Below are 24,016 nucleotides of genomic sequence, written 5' to 3' on the forward strand. Positions count from 1 at the left end.
CCGCCCGGCTCCCGCTCAGGAGGCCGCTCGGTCCGGGTCCGCCCCGGCGCCGTACACGGTCGTTGCCGGGTCCGGGTCGAGGACCAGGTACTGCGCCACGCCGTGCCCGAACGACCAGTCGACGGACTCGTTCTCGGTCAGCGTGATCAGCACGTTGCGCGGGTCCGTCCCCGCGCGGTCCCGGGCGAGTTCGGTGATCCGCCGGTACAGCGCCTGCTTCTGCGCCGGAGTGCGCCCGGACCGCAGGGTGATCGTGACGAACACGATGCCGTCGTCGCGCCGGATGCCGAGGTGGTCGCCGTAGCGCAGGGTGCTGCCGGTGCCGTCGTGGCCGGTGAGGACCTGGAACAGATCGCCGGGGGGAATGCCGGTCGTCTCGCGCAGAGCGTCGTGCACGGCCCGGCCGAGTGCGTCGAGCCGTTCGGCGTCGGCCCGGAGTGCGTCGATGCGTACCAGCGGCATGGCGGTGGCCGCCCCTTCGTTCGAATGCTCGCGCTTGCCCGGATGCCTGCGCGGGTTCCGTACATACTAGTAGGTACAACGATGCTCCAGTAGGGACAACGACGGGCCGCCGGGGGACTGCGGGGTTCTCCGGCATGTCTCCGGCATGAACGTCCCTGTTCCGTAAGGGGTCCGGGCATTCCGGGGGCGGGGTGCGGCGGGTGGGATGGGAGGCATGGAACTGCGCTTCATTCCCCCCGTGTTCAAGGGCAGACTGCACGACGCCCGCACGGCGACCGTGATCGGACGGTGGCTCGGCCCGGCGTTCGCGGTGTGCTTTCTCACCGGGCTGGTCAGCCATGTCCTCCAGCACCCCCCGGCCTGGGCCGCCGACCGCCTGCCGAGCCGCCCGGTGTGGGGCTACCGGCTCACCCAGGGACTCCATGTCGCCTCGGGCATCGCCGCGATCCCGCTGCTGCTCGCCAAGTTGTGGACGGTCTACCCGCGCCTGTTCGCCTGGCCCCTCGTGCGGTCGGTGCGGCACGCGCTGGAGCGGCTGTCGGTGGCGGTGCTGGTGGCAGCCGCCGTGTTCGAGCTGGCGACCGGGCTGCTGAACACGGTGCAGTGGTACCCCTGGCCGTTCTCGTTCGTGCCCGTGCACTACGCGGTGGCGTGGATCGCCGTCGGGGCGCTGGTGCTGCATCTGGCGGTCAAGGCCCCGGAGATCCGGGCGCACTGGACCCGGCGGTCGCCGGGCACCCTGGCCCTGCCCGAGCAGGACGCCGTCGACCGGCGGTCGCTGCTGGCCGGGGTGGGCGCGGCGGTCGGAGCGGTCACCCTGACCACCGTGGGCCAGTCCTTCACCCCGCTGGGGGATGCCGACCTGCTCGCGCCGCGCCACCCGGACCACGGCCCCCAGGGGCTGCCGGTCAACCGCACCGCCGCCGCGGCCGGGGTCGGCCGGATCCCCGACGAGCAGTACCGGCTGGTGGTCTCCGGCCCCCGGCCCTACGTCCTCACCCTGGACGAACTGCGCGCCCTGCCGCAGCACGAGGTGGAACTGCCGATCGCCTGTGTGGAGGGCTGGAGCAAGTCGGCCCACTGGACGGGCGTACGGGTCAGGGACCTGCTGGAGCTGACGGGCGCCCCGCCGCACGCCCGGGTGCGTGTGGTGTCGCTCCAACTCCGGGGCGGTTACCGGGTGTCGGAGATGGGCCACGAGCACGCCCGCGACCCGCTGACCCTGCTCGCGCTGCGCCTGGGGGGCGAGGTGCTCGAACCCGACCACGGCTACCCGGCCCGCCTCATCGCACCCAACCGGCCCGGTGTGCTCCAGACCAAGTGGGTCGGCAGGCTGGAGGTGCTCACATGAGGGCGACCCGGATCCTGACCGGCGTGGCCGGTACGGCGCTGATGGGCGTCGGCGCGTTCCTGCTGTCGGACACCGGCGATGTGACGGGGGTGCTGCTCTGGCTGGGCGGCGCGGTGGCGCTCCATGACGCGCTGATCGCCCCCCTGGTGCTGCTCGCCGGGCTGCTGGTGCGCGGCGGATGGCGGGGCCCGGTCCGCGGGGCGCTGGTGGTCGCGGGCGGTGTGACGGCGGTGGCGCTGCCGGTGCTGCTGCGCCCCGGACCCACGGCCAACTCCTCGGTGCTGCCGCTGGACTACCCGCGCAACTGGCTGCTGGTACTGGCTGCCGTGGCGGTGGCGACGGTGCTGTTCACGGCGGCCCGGCGGCTCGTCCGCGGCCGACGGCGGCCGCCTTCTCCCTGAGGCGCGGAAGGCTTACGAACCCCTGACGTCCCTGCCCGGGACGGCCCGGCGGGGCGGGCGCGGCCCTACGGTCGAGGCATGCTGATTCTGGTCACCGGAGGCGCGGGCTTCATCGGCTCGCACATCGTCCGGTCCCTCCTGAGCGCCGGACACTCGGTGCGTGTCCTGGACGCCGTACTGCCCGCCGCCCACCGCACCGAGCCGTCCCTGCCGCCGGAGGCCGACTGGCGGCGCGCGGACGTCCGGGACGCCGGGGCGGTGGCCGACGCGCTGCGCGGTGTGGACGCCGTGTGCCACCAGGCCGCGATGGTGGGCCTGGGCAAGGACTTCGCCGACGCACCCGACTATGTGAGCTGCAACGACCTGGGCACCGCCGTCCTCCTCGCCGGGATGGCGTCGGCCGGGGTGCGGCGGCTGGTGCTGGCGGGATCCATGGTGGTCTACGGGGAGGGCCGCTACACCTGCCCGGCCCACGGACCCGTCCGGCCCGGACCGCGCCGGGTGGCGGACCTGGACGCCGGACGCTTCGAACCGCCCTGCCCGCACTGCGGGGAGCCGCTCGCCGCGGGGCTGGTGGAGGAGGAGGCGCCCGCCGACCCCCGCAACGTGTACGCCACCACCAAGCTCGCCCAGGAGCATCTCGCCGCGGCCTGGGCCCGCTCCACGGGTGGCCGGGCGGCGGCCCTGCGCTACCACAACGTCTACGGGCCGGGCATGCCCCGCGACACTCCCTACGCGGGTGTCGCCTCCCTCTTCCGCTCCGCGCTGGAGCGCGGCGAGGCCCCCCGCGTCTTCGAGGACGGCGGCCAGCGGCGGGACTTCGTCCATGTGCGGGACGTGGCCGAGGCCAACCTCGCGGCGCTGGCCGCGGTGGCCGGACTGCCGGAGGGCACCCTGCGCGCGTACAACGTGGGCAGCGGCGAACCGCACACGGTGGGGGAGATGGCCGCCGCGCTCGCCCTGGCGCACGGCGGCCCGGTGCCGGTGGTCACCGGGGAGTACCGGCTCGGCGACGTCCGCCACATCACGGCCTCCTCACGGCGTCTCCGTGACGAGCTGGGCTGGAAGTCCCGGGTCGCCTTCGCCGAGGGAATGGCCGGGTTCGCGGGGGCGCCGCTGCGGGACGGCTGACGGCCCGCGCCACCGACGCCCCCGCCGTGCACGGCTGCCGGGGGCGTCAGCCCGCCGCGGGCAGCCGGACCTCGAAGCGGCAGCCGCCCGGCACGTTGTGCACGGCGGCATGGCCGCGATGGGCCTCCACGATGCCTCGTACGATCGCGAGCCCGAGCCCTGCCCCGGCGGGCGGGGTGCGGGCATGGGTGCCGCGCCAGCCGGTGTCGAAGACGCGCGGCAGGTCCTCCGCCGGGATACCGCCGCAGCCGTCGGTGACCGAGAGCACGACACTGCCGGCCTCCCGCCGGGCGGCGACCGCGACGGTGCCGTCGGCAGGGGTGCGGCGGATGGCGTTGACGAGCAGATTGGCCAGGACGCGGGACATCTCGCGGCCGTCGACCTCGACCGGCACCGGCTCCACCCCGTCCCCGACGAGCCGCACCCCGTGCTCCCTGGCCAGCGCGTCGGCGCCCGCGATGGCGTCGCCGACCAGGTCGTAGACCGACATCCGGGTGGGCGACAGGGCGAGCACCCCGGCCTGTATCCGGGACAGTTCGAACAGATCGCTGACCATGTCGCTCATCCGCTCCACCTCGGCGCTGATCCGGGAGTGGTAGACGGCGGGGTCCTGGACCACACCGTCCTCCAGGGCCTCGGTCATCGCCCGCAGCCCGGCCAGCGGGGTGCGCAGATCGTGGGAGATCCAGGCGACCAGCTCGCGCCGGGACGCCTCCAGGGCCCGTTCCCGTTCCCGGGAGGCGGTGAGCTTGGCGCTGGTGGCGGCGAGCTGACGGCTCAGCGCGGCGAGTTCGGCCGTGGGGGCGCCCTCGGGCGGGACGAAACTGCCCTCGTCGCCGAGCGCCCGGGTGGCCTCCGCCAGGGCGCGGCTGCCCCGGACGACACTGCGGCCCAGGACCAGCGCCACCGCCAGGGAGACCACCGCCGCCATGGCGCACACGGTCGTCACCACCCACAGATCGTGGTCGGACAGCAGCATCGCCCAGGCCACCAGCAGGGTGCCCGCGAGCATCGCCGCCACCGTCACGGCCGCGACGACGGCCAGCGAGAGTGCGAGCGTACGGCGCCGCAGCAGCCGCAGCGCGAGCGCCCCGGCCAGTCCGGCAACCGCCGCGCCGACCGCCGCGTAGAGCGCGATGAGCAGGGTGTCACCGACCATCCCCGGCTCCGTTCCTTTCGGCGCCGGACCCGCCGGGCGGATCGAAGCGGTAGCCGACCCCCCAGACGGTGCTGATCAGCCGCGGGCGCGCCGGATCGTCCTCGATCTTCTCGCGCAGCCGCCGCACATGCACGGTGACGGTCGACAGATCGCCGAACTCCCAGCCCCAAACCCGGCGCATGAGTTCCTCGCGGCTCGTCGCCCGCCCCGGCCGGCGCAGGAAGTACTCCAGCAGATCGAACTCCCGGATGGTGAGGGCCAGTTCGTCACCGCCGCGGGTGGCGCGGCGGGCGACCGGGTCCAGGGCGAGCGGGCCGGACCGCAGCCAGGACCCCGGCTGCTCGGCGCGGACCGCGGCCGCCGAACCGGCGCGCCGCAGCACGGATTCCACGCGGAGCACCAGTTCGCGGGGGCTGAACGGCTTGGTGACATAGTCGTCGGCCCCGACCTCCAGACCGAGGATGCGGTCCTCCTCGTCGCCGCGCGCGGTGAGCATGATCACCGGCAGGGGGCCGTCCTCGCGGATGCGGCGGCACACCTCCAGACCGTCCATACCGGGCAGCATCAGGTCCAGCACCACCAGGTCGGGCGGCCGGGCCGCGGCGCGGGCCACGGCGGCGGGCCCGTCGACGGCCAGCTCCACGGTGAAGCCCGCCCGGTCCAGATAGCCCGCGACGACCTCCGAGACGGTCGGGTCGTCGTCCACGACGAGTACATGTGTCACGCCTCCGAGTCTCGCACCACCGTTCGGCCCGCCGGCCGGAGCGGCCGCCGACGTCAGCGATCCGTAAGGAGGCGATCCGTAAGAACGCGTCAGTGGTCCGTGAGGAGGCGTTGGCGATCCGTGCAGCGGGAGGTGGCCGGTGCGGCGGCCCGGAGGCGGAGCTGCTCCCCGCCGGTGGTGGACGTCAGCGATCCGTAAGGTCGCCAATCCCCTTATGTCCGTTCTGCGTTCGTAGGGTGAGTGGGGTGATCGAGACATCCCCCTCCTCGCCTCCGCCGGTCGACGTCGTGCTGCCCTGCCTCGACGAGGCAGGTGCCCTGCCCTGGGTGCTGGACCGGATCCCGCCCGGCTGGCGCGCGATCGTCGTCGACAACGGCTCGACCGACGGTTCCGCGGAACTCGCCCGCTCCCTCGGGGCCCGGGTGGTCCACGAGCCGCGCCGCGGGTTCGGTGCGGCCTGCCATGCCGGGCTCGCCGCGGCCACCGCCGAGGTGGTCTGCTTCTGCGACTGCGACGGCTCCCTGGACCCCGCGCTGCTCCCCTCCGTCGCCGGACCGGTCCTGGACGGCACCGCCGATCTGGTCCTCGGCCGACGGCGGCCCACCGCCCTCGGCGCCTGGCCCCTGCACGCCCGGCTGGCCAATCTGGAGCTGGCCCGGCGGATCCGCAGGCGCAGCGGGCTGCGGCTGCACGACCTGGGCCCGATGCGCGCGGCCCGCCGCCGGGACCTGCTCGCCCTGGACCTGACCGACCGCCGGTCCGGCTACCCGCTCCAGATGGTGGTCCGCGCCGCCGACCGGGGCTGGCGCATCCGGGAGACGGATGTGCCCTACCGGCCGCGCACCGGCCGGTCCAAGGTCACCGGCACCTGGCGCGGCACCTGGCAGGCGGTGCGCGACATGAGCGCCGTCCTGACCGAGACGCCTCCGGGGGCCACCCCCGAAGCACCCACCGCACGCACGGTCACGGGCACCGGACGGGCCGCCGCGACCACCGCTGGACCTGCTCCCAGTTCCGCTCCCAGTTCCGCTCCCGGCTTCGCCGGCGGACCCGCCGACGGAGCGCCCGTCACCGGAGCCGGGCGATGAGCGCCCCCGGCGCGGTCGCGGGACCGCTGACGCTGCTGGTGATCGCCAAGGAGCCCGTGCCCGGGCGCGTCAAGACCCGGCTCACCCCGCCCTACACCCCCCGGGAAGCGGCCGCCCTCGCCGAGGCCGCACTCGCCGACACCCTGCACACGGTGCTGCGGGTCCCCGCCCGGCGCCGCGTCCTCGTCCTGGACGGAGCCCCCGGCGCCTGGCTGCCCCCGGGGTTCGACGTCGTACCCCAGGCTCCGGGCGGGCTGGACGAGCGGATCGCCGCGGCCCTCACCCGCCACGCCGACGGCCCTGCGCTGCTGATCGGCATGGACACCCCCCAGCTCACCCCGGACCTGCTCGCCACCGTCGGCCACGACGGTCACGACGCCTGGTTCGGACCGGCCGCCGACGGCGGGTTCTGGGCGCTCGGCCTGGCCGATCCGGCCCGGGCCGGGGCCCTGGTGAGGGGCGTGCCCATGTCCACCGACCGCACCGGTGCGATCCAGCGGGACCGGCTCACCGCGGCGGGACTGTCGGTGGCCGATCTGCCGGTGCTGCGCGACGTGGACACCGCGGCGGACGCGGCCGAGGCGGCCGCCCGCTGCGCCCCCGGCTCCCGCTTCGCCGCCGCCCTGGACCGGATGGCGGAGGCCGTACGATGACCGGCACCGCGGCCGGTACGGCGGCCGACCGGCCCGACACCACGGTCCCGCACCCGGCGGTCCCCCTCATTCCCCCGCCCCCCTTCATTCCCCCGCTCCCGCTCCCGTTTCCGGAGCCGGAACCGGCGGGCTGGGCTCGCGGGTCCTCCGCCACCGCCCTCCTCCCTCCGGAGCCGGGCGCTCCCTGGGCCGACGACCCCTACGCGCACGCCCTGCGCACCGGCAGGGGCCCGCTGTACCTGCGCCGTCTGTCCCGCGACGCGGAGGAGGAACGGCTGCTGTTCCTGGACGTGGAGCGCTGGTGCGCCGCCCCCGACGCCGCCGACACCAGCGTGTTGCACCGCTGCACCGGCCCGGTCCTGGACGTCGGCTGCGGCCCGGGACGGCTGGTCGGGGCCCTGGCCGCGCGGGGGCTGCCCGCGCTGGGGGTGGACGTCAGTCCCGCCGCCGTCTCCCGGACCCGCCGCCTCGGCGGTGCGGCCCTGCGGCGTTCCGTCTTCGACCGGCTGCCGCGGGAGGGCCGCTGGAGCACCGTCCTGCTGATGGACGGCAACATCGGCATCGGCGGCGATCCGGCCGCCCTGCTGGTCCGGCTGGGCGAACTGGCCTGCCCCGGCGGGCGGTTGCTGGTGGAGGCCGCCGCGCCGGACGTGGACGAACGCCTCACCGTCCGCGTCGAGGACGGCCACGGCCGCCATGGCCGCCCCTTCCCCTGGGCCCGCGTCGGCACCACCGCGCTGGCCCGTGCCGCCGACACCGCGGGCTGGATCCTCACCGGCCGCTGGACCGCCGCGGGCCGCCCCTTCATGGAATTCCACCGACCCCGGCCACGGCACCCCGCGCCCGACGGAGAATCCGACCAGTCATGACCGACACCGCCTCCGCATCCCCCTCCGCCGTCTCCGAGCGGCCCCCGCCCCCGGGCCCCGCCGCACCCGCGGCCCGCCGAACGGCCCGGATCGCCATCGGGGTGACCGCGCTCCTCCTCGCCGTCCTCACCGCGGTGGTCGTCGGCACCCTCCGGGCCGGGGACAACATCGGCGCGCCCGGCCGCCTGCTGGTGGGCTACGGCATCGCCTGGGCGCTGTTCGCCGCCGCGGTGTGGACCGTGCGCCGAGTCCCGGCGCGTGCCGCCACCCTGCTGGTGGTGGCCGGTGCCGCCGCCGTGACGCTGGCCGGGCTCGCCGCGCCGCCCCGCACCAGCGACGACATGTTCCGCTACGCCTGGGACGGCCGGGTCCAGGCGGCCGGGATCTCCCCCTACGCCCACCCGCCCGCGGCCCCCGAACTCTCCGGGCTGCGCGACGGCTGGCTGTTCCCGACCCGTGGCTCGTGCGAGGGCTGGGGACTCCACCGGACCGACGCCGGGCTGTGCGTCCGTATCAACCGCCCCACCGTGCCCACCATTTACCCTCCCGTCGCCGAGGGCTGGTTCCTCGCCGTCCACGCCGTCTCCCCGGCGGACAGCCGCCACAAGCCGCTCCAAATAGGGGGTGCGGCCCTCGCGTTCGGCACCACCCTGGCGCTGCTCCCGGTACTGCGGCGGCGCGGGGACCCGCAACGGGCTCCGGCCCGGGCCGCGTTGTGGGCCTGGTGCCCCGCTGTGCCCCTGGAGGCGGTCGACAACGCCCATGTCGACACCCTCGGCGTGCTGTTGACCGTGCTGGCGCTCGGCACCGCGACCGCCGGGGTCCGCCGGGGCGGGCTGCTGGGCGCCGCGATCGCCGTCAAGCTGCTGCCGGTCCTGGTGCTCCCCGGGGCGCTGTCCGGGCAGCGCTCCCCGGCGCGGATGCTGCGGGTCGCGGTGGCCGCGGTCGCCGCGGTGGCGCTCACCTATGTGCCGTATGTCGCGGCATCCGGCGCGGGCGTACTCGGCTATCTGCCCGGCTATCTCCAGGAGGAGGGCTACGAACCGGGGGACGTACGCCGGTTCGCCCTGCTGCGGCTGCTGCTGCCGGACGCCGCCGCCGAGGTGGCGGCGGTGGTGCTGCTCGCGGCGGTCGCGCTGTACGTATGGCGCCGGGGCGATCCGGAACGGCCCTGGAGCGGTGCCCTGCTGGTCACCGGCACCGCGCTGCTGCTGTTCTCGCCCGCCTACCCCTGGTACTCCCTGCTCGTCATCGCCCTGGTCGCCCTGGACGGGCGCTGGGAGTGGCTGACCGTCACCCTCGCCGGGACCGTCCTCTATCTCGCGGGCCGACTGCTTCCCGGCTTCCCGCTCCAGGCGTGGTCGTACGGCATTGCCGCTCTCGCCGTCATCACCGGAGCCTGGCTACGCTCCACCCGCACCCGCACCCGCACCCGGGCCGCCGGGCGCCCTCGCCCGGCGGCCGACCGGCCCCCCATGCCCCCGCCAGCACCCCCGCCAGGCGTCAGGCCAGATACCCGTCCGGCCGGACCAGGAAGCTGTCGCCCGGCGACGCGGCGTACGCGGCATGGGCGTGCCCCTCCGCGTCCACCACATACCGCCCGTCGTCGCCCCCGTGGCCTCCCGAAGGCATCTCCCCGGGGCCCAGCACCGTAAAGGCACGCTCGTCATGAGCGGCCCCGTCATGGGCGGCCCCGTCACCCGTGGCAGGGGCGCCGCCGCCGAAGGTCAGACGGGTGAAGTGCGGGCCCCGGAACAGGTCGAAGAGGCGGATCCGCTTCCCCTCCCCGGTGCGGACCGGCGCGTCCGGGGCGCGGTCGCCGGAGACACGGTGGCCGACGGTGTCCGGGCCGCGATAGGTGATGTCGAGGCCGAAGCCCTCCTCGCCGCGCCGGAAGGCGTCCTCGTGCCCCTCGGCGTACTTGCGCAGCAGACCGGTGCTGACCCCCAGGACCCGGGCCGCGACACCGCGCCGCTCGGTCTCGTAGCTGTCGAGCGCGCTCCCCGAGGCCAGCTTCCAGCCCAGGTTGTAGGCGTCCTGGACCCCCGTGTTCATGCCCTGCCCGCCGGTCGGCGGATGGACGTGCGCGGCGTCCCCGGCCAGGAAGACACGTCCCACCCGGTAGTGCTCCGCGAGCCGCACATTCGGCCGCCACACCGTCGACCAGCCGCGGCCGGTCAGGCGCACCCCAGCGGCGAACCGGTCCAGGGCGGCCTGCATCGCCTCCAGCGAGGCGTCGTCGCCCTCGCCCAGGGGTGTGGCGTACTGGAACAGCCCGGTCCCCGGCAGCGGGGTCAGGATGACACCCGCCACCGGATTCGCCGCCGAGGCGAACCAGTGGCCCGTCGCGGGGTCGAGGTCCGGGGTGGCCACATCGCCGACCAGGACCCGGTAGGTCTCGTCGGTGGTGCCCGGGAAGGCCACGCCGACGGCCTTGCGCACGAAGCTGGCGCCGCCGTCGGCACCCACCAGATGGTCGAAGCGTCCGGTCTCCCCGGTGGACAGCCGCGCGGTCACCCCGTCCTCGTCCTGTTCCAGGCCGACCAGTTCGGTGCCGAGTTCCACGCGCACTCCGAACTCCGCGAGCCGCGCCCGCAGAATCGCTTCCAGCTGCGACTGCCCCAGCACCCAGGGATTGGGGTGGGGGACGTCGGGCCGGGGCTCGCGCGGCTCGGTCATCCACCGCTCGCCCGCCGGACGCCCGTCGAGCCGTACCCGGATCACCGCCTGTGCCGCGCCCGTCTCCCGTACGGCGTCCAGGACGCCGAGGTCGTCGAAGACCTCCAGGGTGCGCGGCTGGATCCCGTCGCCGCGCGACCCCTCGAAGAACCTCTCCGCCTTGTCGACGATCCGCACCTGGACACCGCGGCGGGCGAGGTCGATCCCCAGTGTCAGCCCGGTCGGTCCGCCGCCCGCGACGAGTACTCGCATGCTGAATCTCCATTCACTGAATTCAGATTCATCCTGTGCGCTGCTAGCGTGCGGTGTCAAGCAGCGAGGTGAGCGTGTGAGCGGAGGGCGTGTGCCAGGAGGGCGTGTGACACGGGCGGAGCAGGCGGCCGACACCCGGGCCGCACTGATCGAGGCCGCCAAGCGCCTGTTCGCCACCCGCGGCTATCTGAACACCAGGATCACCGAGATCACGGCGGAGGCCGGACGGTCGGCCGGGTCCTTCTACAATCACTTCACCAGCAAGGAAGAGCTGCTGGAGGCGCTGCTCGCCGACTTCACCGCGGCGAGCGACGAGATGGCCGCGGCCCCCGGCCACAAGGCGGACTTCACCGACCCCGAGGCGCTCCGCTACCACGTGGCCGCCTACTGGCGGGTCCACCAGGAGCACGCGCCCACGCTGCTCGCCCTGCGCCAGGCAGCCCTCGTCAATGAGGACTTCGCGCGCACCCTCAGCCGCTACCGCCGCTCCCAGTTCGACGACCTGGCCGACCATCTGGCCCATGTCCCGGATCTCCCGGCCTCGCCCGAGGTCAGCCTCACCGTGCTGGCCACGATGATCGACAGCCTCGCCCAGCTGTGGCCGGAGGTCCCCGAGAGCGAGGCCGTCGAGGTCATCACCCGCTTCGTCTACCGGGCACTCAACGGACGGGACTACCCGGCCGGTCGGGCGTAGCCCCGGAGGACCTCCCCGGCGCGCGGCCCCGGCGCCCGAAACCGGGTGTGCGGCCCGTGACGAGCCCCGGCCCCCGGCGGCCGCCCCCGCAGCGTGGATGTCGTCACACCCCTGGCGAGGATGCATGGGCGGGTACCCCTGGCGGGCAGATGATGGACCGGCCGGTCGACGTCCGGGCGCAGGCCCGGCCCGGCGCCGGTGCAGACATGCCAACGCTCGCCAGGCGCCGCATCCGGCGCACCATCAGAAGGGACCCTTGATGTTCCGCAAGGTACTGGTCGCGAACCGCGGCGAGATCGCCGTCCGTGCGTTCCGCGCGGCCTATGAGCTGGGCGCCGGAACGGTGGCGGTGTTCCCGTACGAGGACCGCGGCTCGCTGCACCGCCTCAAGGCCGACGAGGCCTATGAGATCGGGCAGAAGGGCCACCCGGTGCGCGCCTATCTGTCGGTGGAGGAGATCGTCGCCGCGGCCCGCCGGGCGGGAGCGGACGCCGTCTACCCCGGCTACGGGTTCCTGTCGGAGAACCCCGATCTGGCCCGGGCCTGCGAGGAGGCCGGGATCACCTTCATCGGTCCGAGCGCCGACGTCCTGGAGCTGACCGGCAACAAGGCGCGCGCCGTCGAGGCGGCCCGCGCCGCGGGCGTCCCGGTGCTCGGCTCCTCGCGCCCCTCGACCGACGTCGGCGAACTGGTCGCCGCCGCCGAGGAGGTGGGCTTCCCGCTGTTCGTGAAGGCGGTGGCCGGCGGCGGCGGGCGCGGAATGCGGCGGGTGGAGGAGCCCGCGAAACTCCGGGAGGCCATCGAGGCGGCGTCCCGCGAGGCCGAGTCCGCGTTCGGGGACGCGACCGTGTTCCTGGAGAAGGCCGTGGTGGATCCGCGCCATATCGAGGTGCAGATCCTCGCCGACGGCCAGGGCGAGGTCATCCATCTCTTCGAACGCGACTGCTCGGTGCAGCGCCGCCACCAGAAAGTCGTCGAGCTGGCCCCCGCGCCCGGCCTCGACCCCGCGCTGCGCGACCGCATCTGCGCCGACGCCGTCGCCTTCGCCCGCACCATCGGCTACCGCAACGCGGGCACCGTGGAGTTCCTGGTCGACCGCGACGGGCGGCATGTCTTCATCGAGATGAACCCGCGCATCCAGGTGGAGCACACGGTGACCGAGGAGGTCACCGATGTCGACCTGGTCCAGTCCCAGATGCGGATCGCCTCGGGCGAGTCGCTGGCCGGTCTCGGCCTGTCCCAGGACACGGTCTACGTCCGCGGCGCGGCCCTCCAGTGCCGTATCACCAGCGAGAACCCCGCCAACGGCTTCCGCCCCGACACGGGCACGATCAGCGCCTACCGCTCGCCCGGCGGCTCCGGCATCCGGCTCGACGGCGGTGTCGCGTTCGCCGGTTCCGAGATCGGCGCCCACTTCGACTCCATGCTGGTGAAACTCACCTGCCGGGGGCGCGACTTCGCGACCGCGGTGCGGCGGGCCCGGCGCGCGGTCGCCGAGTTCCGCATCCGGGGCGTGGCCACCAACATCCCGTTCCTCCAGGCGGTGCTCGACGACGCCGACTTCCGGGCGGGCAGGGTCACCACCTCCTTCATCGAGGAACGCCCGCAGCTGTTGACCGCCCGCCACTCCGCGGACCGCGGCACCCGCCTGCTCACCTATCTCGCCGATGTCACCGTCAACAAGCCGCACGGCCCCCGCCCGCACCTGGTGGACCCCGTGACCAAGCTGCCCGCGGTGCCGTCCACCCCGCCGCCCGCCGGGTCCAGGCAGCGGCTGGCCGAGCTCGGCCCGGAGGGCTTCGCCCGGGCGCTGCGCGCATCGGCCGCCGTCGCCGTCACCGACACCACCTTCCGCGACGCCCACCAGTCGCTCCTGGCCACCCGGGTGCGCACCAGGGACCTGCTGGCCGCCGCCCCCGTGGTGGCGCACACCCTGCCCGAACTGCTGTCCCTGGAGTGCTGGGGCGGCGCCACCTACGACGTGGCCCTGCGCTTCCTCGCCGAGGACCCCTGGGAGCGGCTGGCCCGGATGCGGGAGGCCGCGCCCAACCTCTGCCTCCAGATGCTGCTGCGCGGCCGCAACACCGTCGGCTACACCCCCTACCCGACGGAGGTCACCGACGCCTTCGTGGAGGAGGCCGCGCGGACCGGTATCGACATCTTCCGCATCTTCGACGCCCTCAACGACGTCTCCCAGATGCGGCCCGCGATCGACGCCGTACGCGCCACCGGAGGCGCCGTGGCCGAGGTCGCCCTGTGCTACACGGCCGATCTGTCCGACCCGGCCGAGAAGCTCTACACCCTGGACTACTATCTGCGGCTCGCCGAGGAGATCGTGGCGGCCGGGGCCCATGTCCTGGCCATCAAGGACATGGCCGGACTGCTGCGCGCGCCCGCGGCGGCCCGGCTGGTGACCGCGCTGCGCCGGGAGTTCGACCTCCCGGTGCATCTGCACACCCACGACACGGCGGGCGGCCAGCTCGCCACCTATCTCGCGGCGATCGGCGCGGGCGTGGACGCCGTGGACGGAGCGGTCGCCTCGCTGGCGGGCACCACCTCGCAGCCGTCCCTGTCCGCGATCATCGCCGCCACGGACCACTCCGACCGGCCGACCGGCCTGAGCCTGCGGGCGGCCTGCGAGCTGGAGCCGTACTGGGAGACCGTGCGCCGTATCTACGCCCCCTTCGAGGCCGGTCTCGCGGCGCCCACCGGCCGGGTCTACGACCATGAGATCCCCGGCGGCCAGCTCTCCAACCTGCGGGTGCAGGCACGGGAGTTGGGCCTGGGCGACCGGTTCGAGGAGATCGAGGCGATGTATGCGGCCGCCGACCGCATCCTCGGCCGCCTGGTGAAGGTCACCCCCTCGTCCAAGGTGGTCGGCGATCTCGCGCTGCACCTCGTGGGGGCGGGCGTGACACCGGAGCGGTTCGCCGCCGAGCCGGGCGCCTACGACATCCCGGCCTCCGTGGTCGGATTCCTCCGCGGCGAGCTGGGCGACCCGCCCGGCGGCTGGCCGGAGCCCTTCCGTGGCAAGGCCCTGAAGGGACGGGCCGAGGCCGCGCCCGCCGCCGAACTGACCGAGGAGGACCGCGAGGGCCTGGACAAGGACCGCAGGGCCACCCTCAACCGCCTGCTGTTCCCCGGACCGGCCAAGGAGTTCGGGGCGCACCGGGACGCGTACGGGGACACCGGAGTGCTGCCCAGCAAGGACTTCTTCTACGGTCTGCGCCCCGGCGAGGAGCACGCGGTGGACCTCGAACCCGGTGTCCGGCTGCTCATCGCGCTGGAGGCGATCGGCGAGGCGGACGAGCGGGGCATGCGCACGGTGATGGCCACCCTCAACGGCCAGCTGCGGCCGGTCCAGGTCCGCGACCGCTCGGTCGCCTCGGACCTGCCGCCCGCGGAGAAGGCCGACAGGTCCGAACCCGGCCATGTCGCCGCGCCGTTCGCCGGGGTCGTCACCCTCGCGGTGCAGCCCGGCGCGAAGGTCGACGCGGGTGCCACGGTGGCGACGATCGAGGCGATGAAGATGGAGGCCGCCATCACCGCGCCCGTCGCGGGCACGGTGAGCCGTCTGGCCGTCGACTCCGTCCAGCAGGTGGAGGGCGGCGATCTGCTGATGGTCGTCTCCTAGGGCCTCTCGTGTGGATCGGGCCGGGCTCGCGGGCCCGGCCCGAGCCGAACGGAAGACCCCAGCCGGTGCCCCACCCCTCGCGGTGCGGACGGCCGTTCCCCCCCGTCCGCACCGCGCGGGACCGGGCTGTCAGACGGTGACCCGCTCCGCGAGGGCCTTGGCCCTGGTGGCCGCGTCCCGCAGGGCGCGCTCCCGGGAGGCCTCGAAGAGCGGGACCAGCTCGGCCATGGCCGGGTTGTGCGGGGCCATGGTCAGCTCGGGGACGATGAAGTCGAGGTCGAGGCCGAGCCCGTCGGCGAGGGCCGCCCGCAGATAGTTCTGCACGTACTCGAAGGGCTCCCTCGGGGTGCCCGGCGCGTAGGAGCCGCCGCGGCTGGCGACCACCGTGACCGGGGTGCCCTGGGCGGACCGGCGCTCGCCCGCGGTGCGGCCCATCAGGATCACATTGTCCAGCCAGGCCTTGAGGGTCGACGGGATGGTGAAGTTGTACATCGGGGCGCCGATCAGCACCGCGTCCGCCCGCTCCAGCTCCTCGATCAGCTTCACCCGCTCGGCGAAGGCGGCCGCCTGCCCCGGGGTGTGGGTGGCGGGATCTGCGAATCCGGCCGAGTGCGCGTCGGCGGTGATGTGCGGGACGGGATCGGCCGAGAGGTCGCGGTAGATCACCGTGCCGCCCGGGTGCTGCTCCTCCCAGACTCTGCGGAAGGCGTCCGTCACCGTCCGGGAGGCGGAGGCTTCGGCGGGGAGCACGGACGAGTCGATGTGCAGCAGGGTGGCCATCGGGTTCTCCAGTGAAAGACGGTCCGGGGCGCCCGCCGGGACGGCGGACACCGAGGAGCTAAAGTTTCGTACTGAACTACAGATATCACAGGTACTTACTTTTTTTCAGTCCCTTGTGAGGGCGCAGTATCCTGACGGGCATGACGGTCGAACAGAGCCATGACACCGGTGAGTGCAGGCGGGTGGACGATGGCATCACCCGGGTCTTCCAGCTGCTCGGCAAGCGCTGGACCGGCCCGATCGTGGCCGTGCTGATCGCGCAGCCCGCCCAGTACGCCGCGCTGCGCCGGGCCATCCCGGGGATCAGCGAGCGCATGCTCTCCGACCGCCTGGCCGAACTCGGCGCCGCGGGACTCGTGGTGCGCGAGGTCGACGAGGGACCGCCGCTGCGGGTCTGCTACCGCCTCACCCGCGCGGGGGCCGCGCTGGAACCCGCGCTGAAGGAGCTGGGGGAGTGGGCCAAGGAGCATCTGCCGGACAGCGGCCCGTGCCCGGGGGTGTCCGCGGAATGAGGCCGTGGGCACGGTGACACGTCAGTCCGACGGCGTACCGGGTGGGAAGGCCGCTCGACCAGGCCTTTCAGGACACCGGGGCGCTGGATCCGGGCGTGTGGGGCACATCTCCCCTCGCTGAAGCATGCCCATGTCAGCGCCCTGATGCGGCGCCCGCCCGGGGCCCCGCGGTGGCCGCCGGAAGGCGGGACGGACCGGTCCGCGCCCATCCTCGTACTAAAATTGTTCGCTTGTTCGGCGCTGGACGGAAGATCCCCAGGCATCCCTGCGGCCCGCCAGCACCCGGGAGCGTTCCGGGATCGACACGTGAGGACTCGATGGCAGCCCTGGAGCAAGGACCCACACTCGCGCTGTCCGATGCGGAGGTGCGCGCCGAGTTCGGCGACCGCGCCCGCTTCTCCGCCGCCCCCGCCGCCTCGCCGCGGACCCTCGTGGACGTCTTCGACGCCACAGTACGGGCCTGTCCCGACGAGCCCGCCCTCGACGACGGCCGCCGCTGCCTGACCTACCGGGCCCTGGCCGCCGAGGTCGAGGCCCTCCGCGTGAAGCTCGCCGACGCCGGGGTCGGCCTCGGCGACCGGGTCGGCGTACGCGTCCCGTCCGGCACCAACGACCTGTACGTGGCGATCCTGGCCGTACTGGCCGCGGGAGCCGCCTATGTCCCGGTGGACGCCGAGGACCCCGACGAGCGGGCCGACCTGGTCTTCGGCGAGGCCGAGGTGCGCGCCGTCGTCGGCGCCGGGCACCGGATCACCGTCGACGGCACGTCGGACACCCCGGCCGCCCGCCCCGGCACCGGGCACGACGCCTGGATCATCTTCACCTCGGGCTCCACCGGCAAGCCCAAGGGCGTCGCCGTCACCCACGCGAGCGCCGCCGCCTTCGTCGACGCGGAGGCCGGCCTCTTCCTCCAGGAGGAACCGATCGGGCCCGGCGACCGGGTCATGGCCGGACTCTCCGTCGCCTTCGACGCCTCCTGCGAGGAGATGTGGCTCGCCTGGCGCTACGGCGCCTGCCTGGTGCCCGTACCGCGCTCCCAGGTCCGCAGCGGCGCCGACCTCGGCCCCTGGCTGGTCGAGCAGGAGATCACCGTCGTCTCCACGGTGCCGACCCTGGCCGCTCTCTGGGAGTCCGAGACCCTCAACGACGTCCGCCTGCTGATCTTCGGCGGCGAGGCCTGCCCGCCCGAACTGACCCAGCGGCTGGTCACCGAGGGACGCGAGGTCTGGAACACCTACGGCCCCACCGAGGCGACCGTGGTGGCCTGCGCCGCGCTGCTCACCGGCGAGGAGCCGATCCGCATCGGACTGCCCCTGAACGGCTGGGAACTCGCCGTCGTGGACGACGTCGGGCAGCCGGTGGCGATGGGCGACAGCGGACAGCTGGTCATCGGCGGCGTCGGACTCGCCCGCTACCTCGACGCGGAGAAGGACGCGGAGAAGTACGCGCCCCTGCCGTCCCTCGGCTGGGAGCGCGCCTACCGCAGCGGCGACCTCGTCAGGGCCGACCCCGAGGGACTGGTCTTCCTCGGCCGCGCCGACGAGCAGATCAAACTCGGCGGCCGCCGGATCGAACTGGGCGAGGTGGACGCCGCACTCCAGGCGCTTCCCGGGGTGGCGGGCGCCGCCGCCGCGGTGCGCACCGCCCGCAGCGGCAACCAGCTCCTCGTCGGCTATGTCGTCACCCAGGACGGCTGGGACCACACCGCCGCCGTCGCACAGCTGCGCGCCGCGCTGCCCGCTGCGCTGGTCCCGCTGCTCGCCCCCGTCGACGACCTGCCGACCCGTACCTCCGGCAAGGTCGACCGCAACGCGCTGCCCTGGCCGCTCGCGGACCTGGACCAGCCCGCGGCGGCCCGGCTCCAGGGCACCGAGGCCTGGCTCGCCGAGCAGTGGACCGAGGTCCTCGGCATCCCGGTCGTCGACGCCTCGGACGACTTCTTCGCGATCGGCGGCGGCAGCCTGGCCGCCGCCCAGCTCACCACCCGGCTGCGCACCCGCTACCCCAGCGTGGCCGTCCTCGACATCTACCAGCAGCCGATCCTGCGCAAGCTGGCCCGCCACCTGGAGGAGTCCGCACAGGACGACGGCGCCGCGCGAGAGATCGCACCGGTGCCCGGCCGCGCCGGGGTGCTTCAGCTCCTGCTGCTCCTGCCCCTGTTCACCGTGCTCGGGCTGCGCTGGACCGTGGCGCTCGCCGCGCTCGGCAACGTACTGCACCTGCTCGGCCCCTACCCCTGGGCGCCGACCACCTCCTGGTGGGCCGTCGCCGCGGGCGCGCTGCTCCTCTTCAGCCCGCCGGGCCGTATCGCGCTCGCGGCGGGCGGCGCCCGGCTGCTGCTGCGCGGACTCGCCCCCGGCCGCTACCCGCGGGGCGGCAGCGTGCACCTGCGGCTGTGGACCGCGGAACGGCTCGCCGAGTTCAGCGGGGCGACCTCGCTCACGGGCACCTGGCTGGAGCGCTACGCACGGGCCCTGGGCGCCAGGATCGGCCCCGACGTCGAGCTGCACTCGCTGCCCCCGGTGACCGGCATGCTCAAGCTCGGCCGGGGCGCGGCCGTCGAGTCCGAGGTGGACCTGTCCGGCTACTGGCTGGACGGCGACCGGCTGGAGATCGGCACGGTCAAGGTGGGCGCCCACGCCGTGGTCGGCACCCGCAGCATGCTCTTCCCGGGCGCGCGGGTCGGCAAGCGCGCCGAGGTCGCCCCCGGTTCGGCCGTCGCCGGACAGGTCCCCACCGGCCAGCGCTGGGCGGGCGCACCCGCCGTCAAGCTCGGCAAGGCCAAACGGAACTGGCCCAAGGACCGCCCGGGCCGCAACACCGGCTGGCGGACCATGTACGGCGCCACCGGCATCGCACTGACCGCCCTGCCGGTCCCCGCGGCCGCGGCCGCACTCCTGATCGGCCACCTGTTCGTCGACCCGGCCGCCGGACCCGCCGCGGCCCTGCGCGGCGCCGCCGCGGCGCTGGTGCCCGCCACCCTCGCCTTCGGGCTCGCCTACGCACTGGTGCTCCTGGTCGCCGTACGCCTGATGAGCCTCGGACTGCGCGAGGGCACCTATCCCACGCACAGCCGCACCGGCTGGCAGGCCTGGACCGTCACCCAGCTGATGGACCGCTCGCGCGAGACCCTCTTCCCGCTCTACGCCGGGCTGGTCACCCCCGTCTGGCTGCGCCTGCTCGGCATGCGGATCGGGCGCCGCGCGGAGGTGTCGACCGTGCTGGCACTGCCCAGCCTGACCACCGTCGGTGAAGGTGCCTTCCTGGCGGACGACACCCTCACCGCGCCGTACGAACTGGGCGGCGGCTGGGTGCGGATCGGCCGCGCGGAGATCGGCCGACGCGCCTTCCTCGGCAACTCCGGGATGACCGCGCCGGGCCGGAGCGTGCCGGACGGCGGACTGGTCGGCGTGCTGTCGGCGACCCCGAAGAAGGCGAAGAAGGGCAGCTCCTATCTGGGACTGCCGCCGGTGAAACTGCCGCGCACCGCCTCGGACGGCGACGGCAGCCGCACCTACGAGCCGCCCGCCCGGCTGCTCTGGGCGCGCGGGCTGGTGGAGCTGTGCAGGATCGTGCCGGTGTTCTGCTCGGCGGGGCTCGCCGTGCTCACCGCCGCCGCGCTGAGCGCGCTCGGCCCCTGGGCCTGGCTGCTGTGCGGGCCGGTGCTGCTGGCCGCCGGACTGGCCGGAGCCGCCGTGTCCGTGGTGGCGAAGTGGCTGCTCGTGGGGCGCCACCGCAGCGGGGAGCACCCCCTGTGGAGCTCCTTCGTCTGGCGCAACGAGCTGGCGGACACCTTCGTCGAGGTCGTGGCCGTGCCCTGGCTGGCCGGGTCGGTGCCGGGCACCCCGCTGATGGTGCTGTGGCTGCGCGCACTCGGCGCCCGGATCGGCCGGGGCACCTGGGTGGAAAGCTACTGGCTGCCGGAGACGGACCTGGTGACGCTGGAGGAGGGGGCCACGGTCAATCGCGGCTGTGTCCTCCAGACCCACCTCTTCCATGACCGGATCTTGCGGACGGATACTGTGATCCTCCGCGCGGGCGCGACGCTGGGCCCTGGCGGAATCGTCCTGCCCGGCAGCACGGTCGGGGCCCGCACCACACTGGGTCCCGCCTCGCTGGTGATGGCGGCGGAGTCGGTGCCCGACGACACCCGCTGGCTGGGCAACCCGATCGAGGCATGGCGTCCCCGGAAGCGAGCGGCGTGACCCGGTAGGGACCGGACGACGGGGCAGCGGCACGACGTACGAGTACAGCGCAGGGAGCAGACGCAGCAGTGAGCGCGCAGCACAAGGTGGAAGCGGACCCGTACTTCCCCGCCAACGGCGACCCCCGCTACCGGGTCAACCGCTACGAGCTGGCGCTCGACTACCGCCCCGGCCCCAACCGGCTCGCCGGGACCGCCCGGCTGGGCGCGATCGCGGGCGGCGCCCCGCTGACCGAGTTCCAGCTCAACCTGGCCGACTTCCGCATCGGCCGGATCCGGGTCGACGGCCGGGCGCCGCACTACACGCACCGCGGCGGACGGCTGCGCATCCGCCCGCCGAAGCCGATCCGGGCGGGCGCCGCCTTCACCGTCGAGGTGCACTGGTCGGGCAACCCCCGGCCGGTCAACAGCCCCTGGGGCGGCATCGGCTGGGAGGAGCTGGAGGACGGGGCGCTGGTGGCGAGCCAGCCGGTCGGCGCGCCGTCCTGGTACCCGTGCAACGACCGCCCGGCGGACAAGGCGTCGTACCAGATAGCGGTCACCACCCCCTCGGCGTACTCGGTGGTGGCCGGTGGACGCCTGCTGACCCGTACCACGAAGGCGTCCACCACCACCTGGGTCTACGAGCAGCCCGCGCCGACCTCCAGCTATCTGGTCGGACTCGCGATCGGCAGGTACCAGACGGTGCTGCTCGGCGACCGGGGCGAGGACGGGGTGCCGCAGTACGCGCACCTCCCGGCCCGGCTGCTCCCGCAGTTCTCCCGTGACTTCGCGCGTCAGCCCGCCATGATGGAGCTGTTCCAGGAGCTGTTCGGCCCCTACCCGTTCGGCGAGTACGCGGTGGTGGTGACCGAGGAGGAACTCGATGTCCCCGTGGAGGCACAGGGGTTGTCGCTGTTCGGCTCCAACCACGTGGACGGCGCCCGGGGTTCGGAGCGGCTGGTGGCGCACGAGCTGGCGCACCAGTGGTTCGGCAACAGCGTGTCCGTCGCCGACTGGCGGCACATCTGGCTCAACGAGGGCTTCGCCAAGTACGCGGAGTGGCTCTGGTCCGAGCGGTCGGGCGGCCCCACCGCCGACCGGCTGGCGGCGGCCGCCCACCGCAAGCTGTCCGCGCTGCCGCAGGACCTGCCCCTGTCGGACCCGGGCCGCAAGCGGATGTTCGACGACCGGCTCTACGAACGCGGCGGCCTGGTGCTGCACGCGCTGCGCTGCGCCATGGGCGAGGAGCCCTTCCACCGGATGCTGCGCGGCTGGGCGGCCGCGCACCGGGGCGGGACCGTGACCACGGCCGTCTTCGCCGCGCATGCGGCACGGTGCGCGGGCCGCTCCCTGGACGACCTGTTCACCGCCTGGGTGCACGAGGCACCCCTGCCCCCGCTCCCGTCCCAGGCGCCCCCGGTGCCGACCCGTCCGTCGTATCCGCCGGGCAACGCGGGATCCGTGTGACCTCCTGAGCGGGCCCGGCGCCCGGGGGAGCGCCGGGACCTCCCCGTCAGCGGCGCAGCGCCTCGAAGGCCTGCCGGGCGCCGATCCCGATCGCGAGGTCGATGTCCGGCGCCAGCCGGGCCCGCCGGTCGGACCGGGTCAGCGCGGCGATCGCGACCCGGTCGCCCGACTCGGCCTCCACCACCGCGATCTCGTGCCGCAGATGGAGAAAGGTCCCCGTCTTCCCGCTGAGCCGCAGGGTGTCCGCGCGCAGTTCGCTCGCCAGCCGCTGGGTGAACACCTGCAACCCCATCATCCGGCGCAGCTCCGCGGTGGCCTCGGGGCAGGCGATCTCGTCCCGCCATACGCGCTCCAGCAGACCGACGAGCGCCGCGGCGGTGCCGGTATTGGCCGAGGCGGGGTCCAGCGTCTCGATGGTGTGCCGCCCCGTGCGGTCGTCGCGGACGGCCAGCTCCAGCGCGAGGGAGAAGTCGTCACCCGCCGCGCCCGCCGCGCACTCGTACATGTGGTTGAGCCGATGCCGCACCCGCAGCTCCGGACACCCCCAGTCCCGCAGACAGGCATCCACCTCCTCGGCGGGCACCAGGTCCAGCAGGGCGTCCGCGGCGGCGTTGTCGCTCACCGAGAGCATCAGGACCAGCAGGTCGCCGACGGCCACGGTGGCCGGATGACGGAAGGCCGCGAGCCCGGTCGCCCCCACACTGCTGGTGGCCGGGTCGACGGTCACCTGCCGGGAGGCGTCGAGGCGGCCCCGCGCGATCCGGTCGAGGACGACCAGGGCGAGGGGGACCTTCACCACCGAGGCGAGCGGCACCGGGGTGTCGATGTCGAAGCCCAGCTGCTCGCCGGTGTCCACACCGCGGGCGAGGAAGGACCCGTGGACCCCGAGGTCCGCCCAGTCCGCGGCGATCCCCTCGGCGACGTCGAGCAGGGCGGAGCCGTCACCGACACAGGCCGGGCGGGGCGCGGGGCGGGCGCTCATCCGTGCGCCGCCAGCCGCGAGAGGGCCTCCGCGTCCGCGGCCGGTGCGGGTGATCCGGCCGCCCCGGAGCGCACGGCACCGATCGCCGCCGCCAGCAGCGTCAGCAGCCAGCCGGGCACGGCCGCCCCGTCCGCCCGGCGCCCGGTCGCGCCCGCGTCGTACCCCCGGTGCAGCGAGGCATCGCCCAGCGGCGCCCAACTCGCCCCATGGCGCCGGGCGAACGGCTCGGTGCACAGCAGCGTCACCCGCCCGGCGAGCGTCTCGGCCAGCGCGGTCGCCACCGGTCCGGCGGCCCGGACCAGACCCTCGGGCAGCCCGGCCCGCGCGGCCGCCCGGCCGATCCGGTCCCGTGCGGAGGGGCCCTGGTCCTCCTCCAGGATGAGCACCGGCAGCGCGGCCCGGCCGCCGCGCCCGCGCCGGGGCCGCAGATCCTCCAGATGGACCGCGCGCGGGCGGGGGCCGGGCACGGCCGGGGCGGGATGCGCCCCGTCCGGCGCGGGGGAGGGCGGCGCGGTCGCCAGACCGAGCGGCACCCGGAACGCGGCGTTCTCCGGCGGAACACGGAGCACCGCACAGCTCAGCGACCCGTCGGCCAGACCCAAAACCCGTTCCTCGGGCGGAAGTTCGCGCACACCGACACTCGTGCCGCGCTCGGCACCGGCCCGGATGACCCGCGCCAGAGCCGCCGGTGCGCAGTCCGCGGGCACGCCGACGGCACAGACCGCCGACCGCCCGGCCGACCGCGCGACATGCCGCAGCCGCTGGGCCCGGTCCAGTACGTCCCGGGCGTACGGCAGCAGCAGCACTCCCAGTTCGGTGGTGGTGACCTGCCGCCGCGAACGGTCGAACAGCGCCCCGCCGAAGTGCTCCTCAAGCGTCTTCACCCGTCGGCTGAGCAGCGGCTGGGCGATCCCCAGCCGGTCCGCGGCGCGCGAGAAGCTCGCCTCGTCCACGGCCGCGACATAGGCGTCGAGATGTGCGAGCAGGTCCAT

18 protein-coding genes and 1 pseudogene are annotated in these 24,016 nt (G+C 74.5%); 12 read left to right on the forward strand and 7 right to left on the reverse strand.

The annotated features are described in order from the left end of the window. Nucleotides 1–15: 15 nt before the first annotated feature. Nucleotides 16–462 (reverse strand): tautomerase family protein, encoded by a 447-nt coding sequence (locus ACIHAA_RS05800; RefSeq protein WP_399813558.1) that lies wholly within the window; start codon nt 460–462, stop codon nt 16–18. A 214-nt stretch (nt 463–676) separates the two neighbouring features. Here ACIHAA_RS05800 and ACIHAA_RS05805 point away from each other — a divergent pair, with 214 nt between their 5' ends. From ACIHAA_RS05805 to ACIHAA_RS05815, 3 genes are all read left to right on the forward strand, one after another. Further along, nucleotides 677–1,813, forward strand: a complete 1,137-nt coding sequence (locus ACIHAA_RS05805; protein WP_399813559.1) for a molybdopterin-dependent oxidoreductase — start codon at nt 677–679, stop codon at nt 1,811–1,813. After that, the gene (locus tag ACIHAA_RS05810) at nt 1,810–2,214 is read left to right on the forward strand and encodes a hypothetical protein (RefSeq protein WP_399813560.1); all 405 of its coding nucleotides are present in this window, start codon (nt 1,810–1,812) and stop codon (nt 2,212–2,214) included. Before ACIHAA_RS05805 ends, ACIHAA_RS05810 begins: the two co-directional genes overlap by 4 nt. 78 nt (nt 2,215–2,292) lie before the next feature. Then, nucleotides 2,293–3,345 (forward strand): NAD-dependent epimerase/dehydratase family protein, encoded by a 1,053-nt coding sequence (locus tag ACIHAA_RS05815; RefSeq protein WP_399813562.1) that lies wholly within the window; start codon nt 2,293–2,295, stop codon nt 3,343–3,345. Between the two features lie 46 nt (nt 3,346–3,391). Here the strand turns inward: ACIHAA_RS05815 and ACIHAA_RS05820 are convergent, their stop codons facing one another. Together ACIHAA_RS05820 and ACIHAA_RS05825 are read right to left on the reverse strand one after the other, a co-directional pair. Next, nucleotides 3,392–4,504 (reverse strand): sensor histidine kinase, encoded by a 1,113-nt coding sequence (locus tag ACIHAA_RS05820; RefSeq protein ID WP_399813563.1) that lies wholly within the window; start codon nt 4,502–4,504, stop codon nt 3,392–3,394. Then, entirely contained in the window at nt 4,494–5,228 is a 735-nt protein-coding gene (locus ACIHAA_RS05825; RefSeq protein ID WP_399813565.1) for a response regulator transcription factor, read from the reverse strand. Before ACIHAA_RS05825 ends, ACIHAA_RS05820 begins: the two co-directional genes overlap by 11 nt. 245 nt (nt 5,229–5,473) lie before the next feature. Between ACIHAA_RS05825 and ACIHAA_RS05830 the strand changes: the two genes are divergently transcribed. From ACIHAA_RS05830 to ACIHAA_RS05845, 4 genes are read left to right on the forward strand one after another with little or no spacing between them, the layout of a single operon-like run. After that, nucleotides 5,474–6,316 (forward strand): glycosyltransferase family 2 protein, encoded by an 843-nt coding sequence (locus ACIHAA_RS05830; protein ID WP_399813567.1) that lies wholly within the window; start codon nt 5,474–5,476, stop codon nt 6,314–6,316. Beyond that, the gene (locus ACIHAA_RS05835; protein WP_399813568.1) at nt 6,313–6,969 is read left to right on the forward strand and encodes a DUF2064 domain-containing protein; all 657 of its coding nucleotides are present in this window, start codon (nt 6,313–6,315) and stop codon (nt 6,967–6,969) included. Before ACIHAA_RS05830 ends, ACIHAA_RS05835 begins: the two co-directional genes overlap by 4 nt. Next, complete coding sequence (locus ACIHAA_RS05840) at nt 6,966–7,838, forward strand: methyltransferase domain-containing protein (RefSeq protein ID WP_399813569.1); 873 nt, start codon at nt 6,966–6,968, stop codon at nt 7,836–7,838. The genes ACIHAA_RS05835 and ACIHAA_RS05840 overlap by 4 nt, the downstream gene beginning before the upstream one ends. Further along, on the forward strand, nt 7,835–9,493 hold the full coding sequence (locus tag ACIHAA_RS05845) for a glycosyltransferase 87 family protein (protein ID WP_399813571.1): 1,659 nt from the start codon (nt 7,835–7,837) through the stop codon (nt 9,491–9,493). Before ACIHAA_RS05840 ends, ACIHAA_RS05845 begins: the two co-directional genes overlap by 4 nt. Here the strand turns inward: ACIHAA_RS05845 and ACIHAA_RS05850 are convergent. Next, nucleotides 9,405–10,769, reverse strand: a pseudogene (locus tag ACIHAA_RS05850) (FAD-dependent monooxygenase); the annotation flags it as partial. The gene ACIHAA_RS05845 and the pseudogene ACIHAA_RS05850 sit on opposite strands and share 89 nt — an antisense overlap. Nucleotides 10,770–10,875: 106 nt before the next feature. Here ACIHAA_RS05850 and ACIHAA_RS05855 point away from each other — a divergent pair. Both ACIHAA_RS05855 and ACIHAA_RS05860 read left to right on the forward strand, forming a co-directional pair. Then, a complete protein-coding gene (locus ACIHAA_RS05855) occupies nt 10,876–11,463 on the forward strand; it encodes a TetR/AcrR family transcriptional regulator (RefSeq protein ID WP_399813572.1) in 588 nt (195 codons plus the stop codon). A 259-nt stretch (nt 11,464–11,722) separates the two neighbouring features. After that, on the forward strand, nt 11,723–15,097 hold the full coding sequence (locus ACIHAA_RS05860; protein WP_399813573.1) for a pyruvate carboxylase: 3,375 nt from the start codon (nt 11,723–11,725) through the stop codon (nt 15,095–15,097). 129 nt (nt 15,098–15,226) lie between these two features. On the opposite strand, the gene ACIHAA_RS05865 is transcribed toward ACIHAA_RS05860, so the two are convergent. Beyond that, nucleotides 15,227–15,877, reverse strand: a complete 651-nt coding sequence (locus tag ACIHAA_RS05865; RefSeq protein ID WP_399813575.1) for an FMN-dependent NADH-azoreductase — start codon at nt 15,875–15,877, stop codon at nt 15,227–15,229. A gap of 140 nt (nt 15,878–16,017) precedes the next feature. On the opposite strand from ACIHAA_RS05865, the gene ACIHAA_RS05870 reads away from it, so the two are divergent. The 3 genes from ACIHAA_RS05870 (at nt 16,018) to ACIHAA_RS05880 (ending at nt 22,042) form a co-directional block, all read left to right on the forward strand. After that, on the forward strand, nt 16,018–16,389 hold the full coding sequence (locus ACIHAA_RS05870) for a winged helix-turn-helix transcriptional regulator (RefSeq protein ID WP_399813577.1): 372 nt from the start codon (nt 16,018–16,020) through the stop codon (nt 16,387–16,389). Between the two features lie 317 nt (nt 16,390–16,706). Further along, nucleotides 16,707–20,594 carry a Pls/PosA family non-ribosomal peptide synthetase gene (locus ACIHAA_RS05875; protein ID WP_399813578.1) on the forward strand — a complete coding sequence of 1,296 codons (3,888 nt, stop codon included), beginning with the start codon at nt 16,707–16,709 and terminating at the stop codon, nt 20,592–20,594. Between the two features lie 68 nt (nt 20,595–20,662). After that, the gene (locus ACIHAA_RS05880; RefSeq protein ID WP_399813580.1) at nt 20,663–22,042 is read left to right on the forward strand and encodes a M1 family metallopeptidase; all 1,380 of its coding nucleotides are present in this window, start codon (nt 20,663–20,665) and stop codon (nt 22,040–22,042) included. 46 nt (nt 22,043–22,088) lie between these two features. Here ACIHAA_RS05880 and ACIHAA_RS05885 read toward each other — a convergent pair whose 3' ends face one another. After that, the gene (locus ACIHAA_RS05885; RefSeq protein ID WP_399813581.1) at nt 22,089–23,024 is read right to left on the reverse strand and encodes a serine hydrolase; all 936 of its coding nucleotides are present in this window, start codon (nt 23,022–23,024) and stop codon (nt 22,089–22,091) included. Continuing rightward, nucleotides 23,021–24,016 carry a LysR family transcriptional regulator gene (locus tag ACIHAA_RS05890; protein WP_399813583.1) on the reverse strand — a complete coding sequence of 332 codons (996 nt, stop codon included), beginning with the start codon at nt 24,014–24,016 and terminating at the stop codon, nt 23,021–23,023. The genes ACIHAA_RS05885 and ACIHAA_RS05890 overlap by 4 nt, the downstream gene beginning before the upstream one ends.

Source organism: Streptomyces sp. NPDC052040, from assembly GCF_044548405.1.
Taxonomy (GTDB): domain Bacteria; phylum Actinomycetota; class Actinomycetes; order Streptomycetales; family Streptomycetaceae; genus Streptomyces.

Bases quoted from the DNA above. Each gene is read 5' to 3' on its own strand.
- ACIHAA_RS05800 (WP_399813558.1), bottom strand. From the start codon at position 462: ATGCCGCTGGTACGCATCGACGCACTCCGGGCCGACGCCGAACGGCTC.
- ACIHAA_RS05805 (WP_399813559.1), top strand. From the start codon at position 677: ATGGAACTGCGCTTCATTCCCCCCGTGTTCAAGGGCAGACTGCACGAC.
- ACIHAA_RS05810 (WP_399813560.1), top strand. From the start codon at position 1,810: ATGAGGGCGACCCGGATCCTGACCGGCGTGGCCGGTACGGCGCTGATG.
- ACIHAA_RS05815 (WP_399813562.1), top strand. From the start codon at position 2,293: ATGCTGATTCTGGTCACCGGAGGCGCGGGCTTCATCGGCTCGCACATC.
- ACIHAA_RS05820 (WP_399813563.1), bottom strand. From the start codon at position 4,504: ATGGTCGGTGACACCCTGCTCATCGCGCTCTACGCGGCGGTCGGCGCG.
- ACIHAA_RS05835 (WP_399813568.1), top strand. From the start codon at position 6,313: ATGAGCGCCCCCGGCGCGGTCGCGGGACCGCTGACGCTGCTGGTGATC.
- ACIHAA_RS05840 (WP_399813569.1), top strand. From the start codon at position 6,966: ATGACCGGCACCGCGGCCGGTACGGCGGCCGACCGGCCCGACACCACG.
- ACIHAA_RS05845 (WP_399813571.1), top strand. From the start codon at position 7,835: ATGACCGACACCGCCTCCGCATCCCCCTCCGCCGTCTCCGAGCGGCCC.
- ACIHAA_RS05860 (WP_399813573.1), top strand. From the start codon at position 11,723: ATGTTCCGCAAGGTACTGGTCGCGAACCGCGGCGAGATCGCCGTCCGT.
- ACIHAA_RS05865 (WP_399813575.1), bottom strand. From the start codon at position 15,877: ATGGCCACCCTGCTGCACATCGACTCGTCCGTGCTCCCCGCCGAAGCC.
- ACIHAA_RS05870 (WP_399813577.1), top strand. From the start codon at position 16,018: ATGACGGTCGAACAGAGCCATGACACCGGTGAGTGCAGGCGGGTGGAC.
- ACIHAA_RS05875 (WP_399813578.1), top strand. From the start codon at position 16,707: ATGGCAGCCCTGGAGCAAGGACCCACACTCGCGCTGTCCGATGCGGAG.
- ACIHAA_RS05885 (WP_399813581.1), bottom strand. From the start codon at position 23,024: ATGAGCGCCCGCCCCGCGCCCCGCCCGGCCTGTGTCGGTGACGGCTCC.
- ACIHAA_RS05890 (WP_399813583.1), bottom strand. From the start codon at position 24,016: ATGGACCTGCTCGCACATCTCGACGCCTATGTCGCGGCCGTGGACGAG.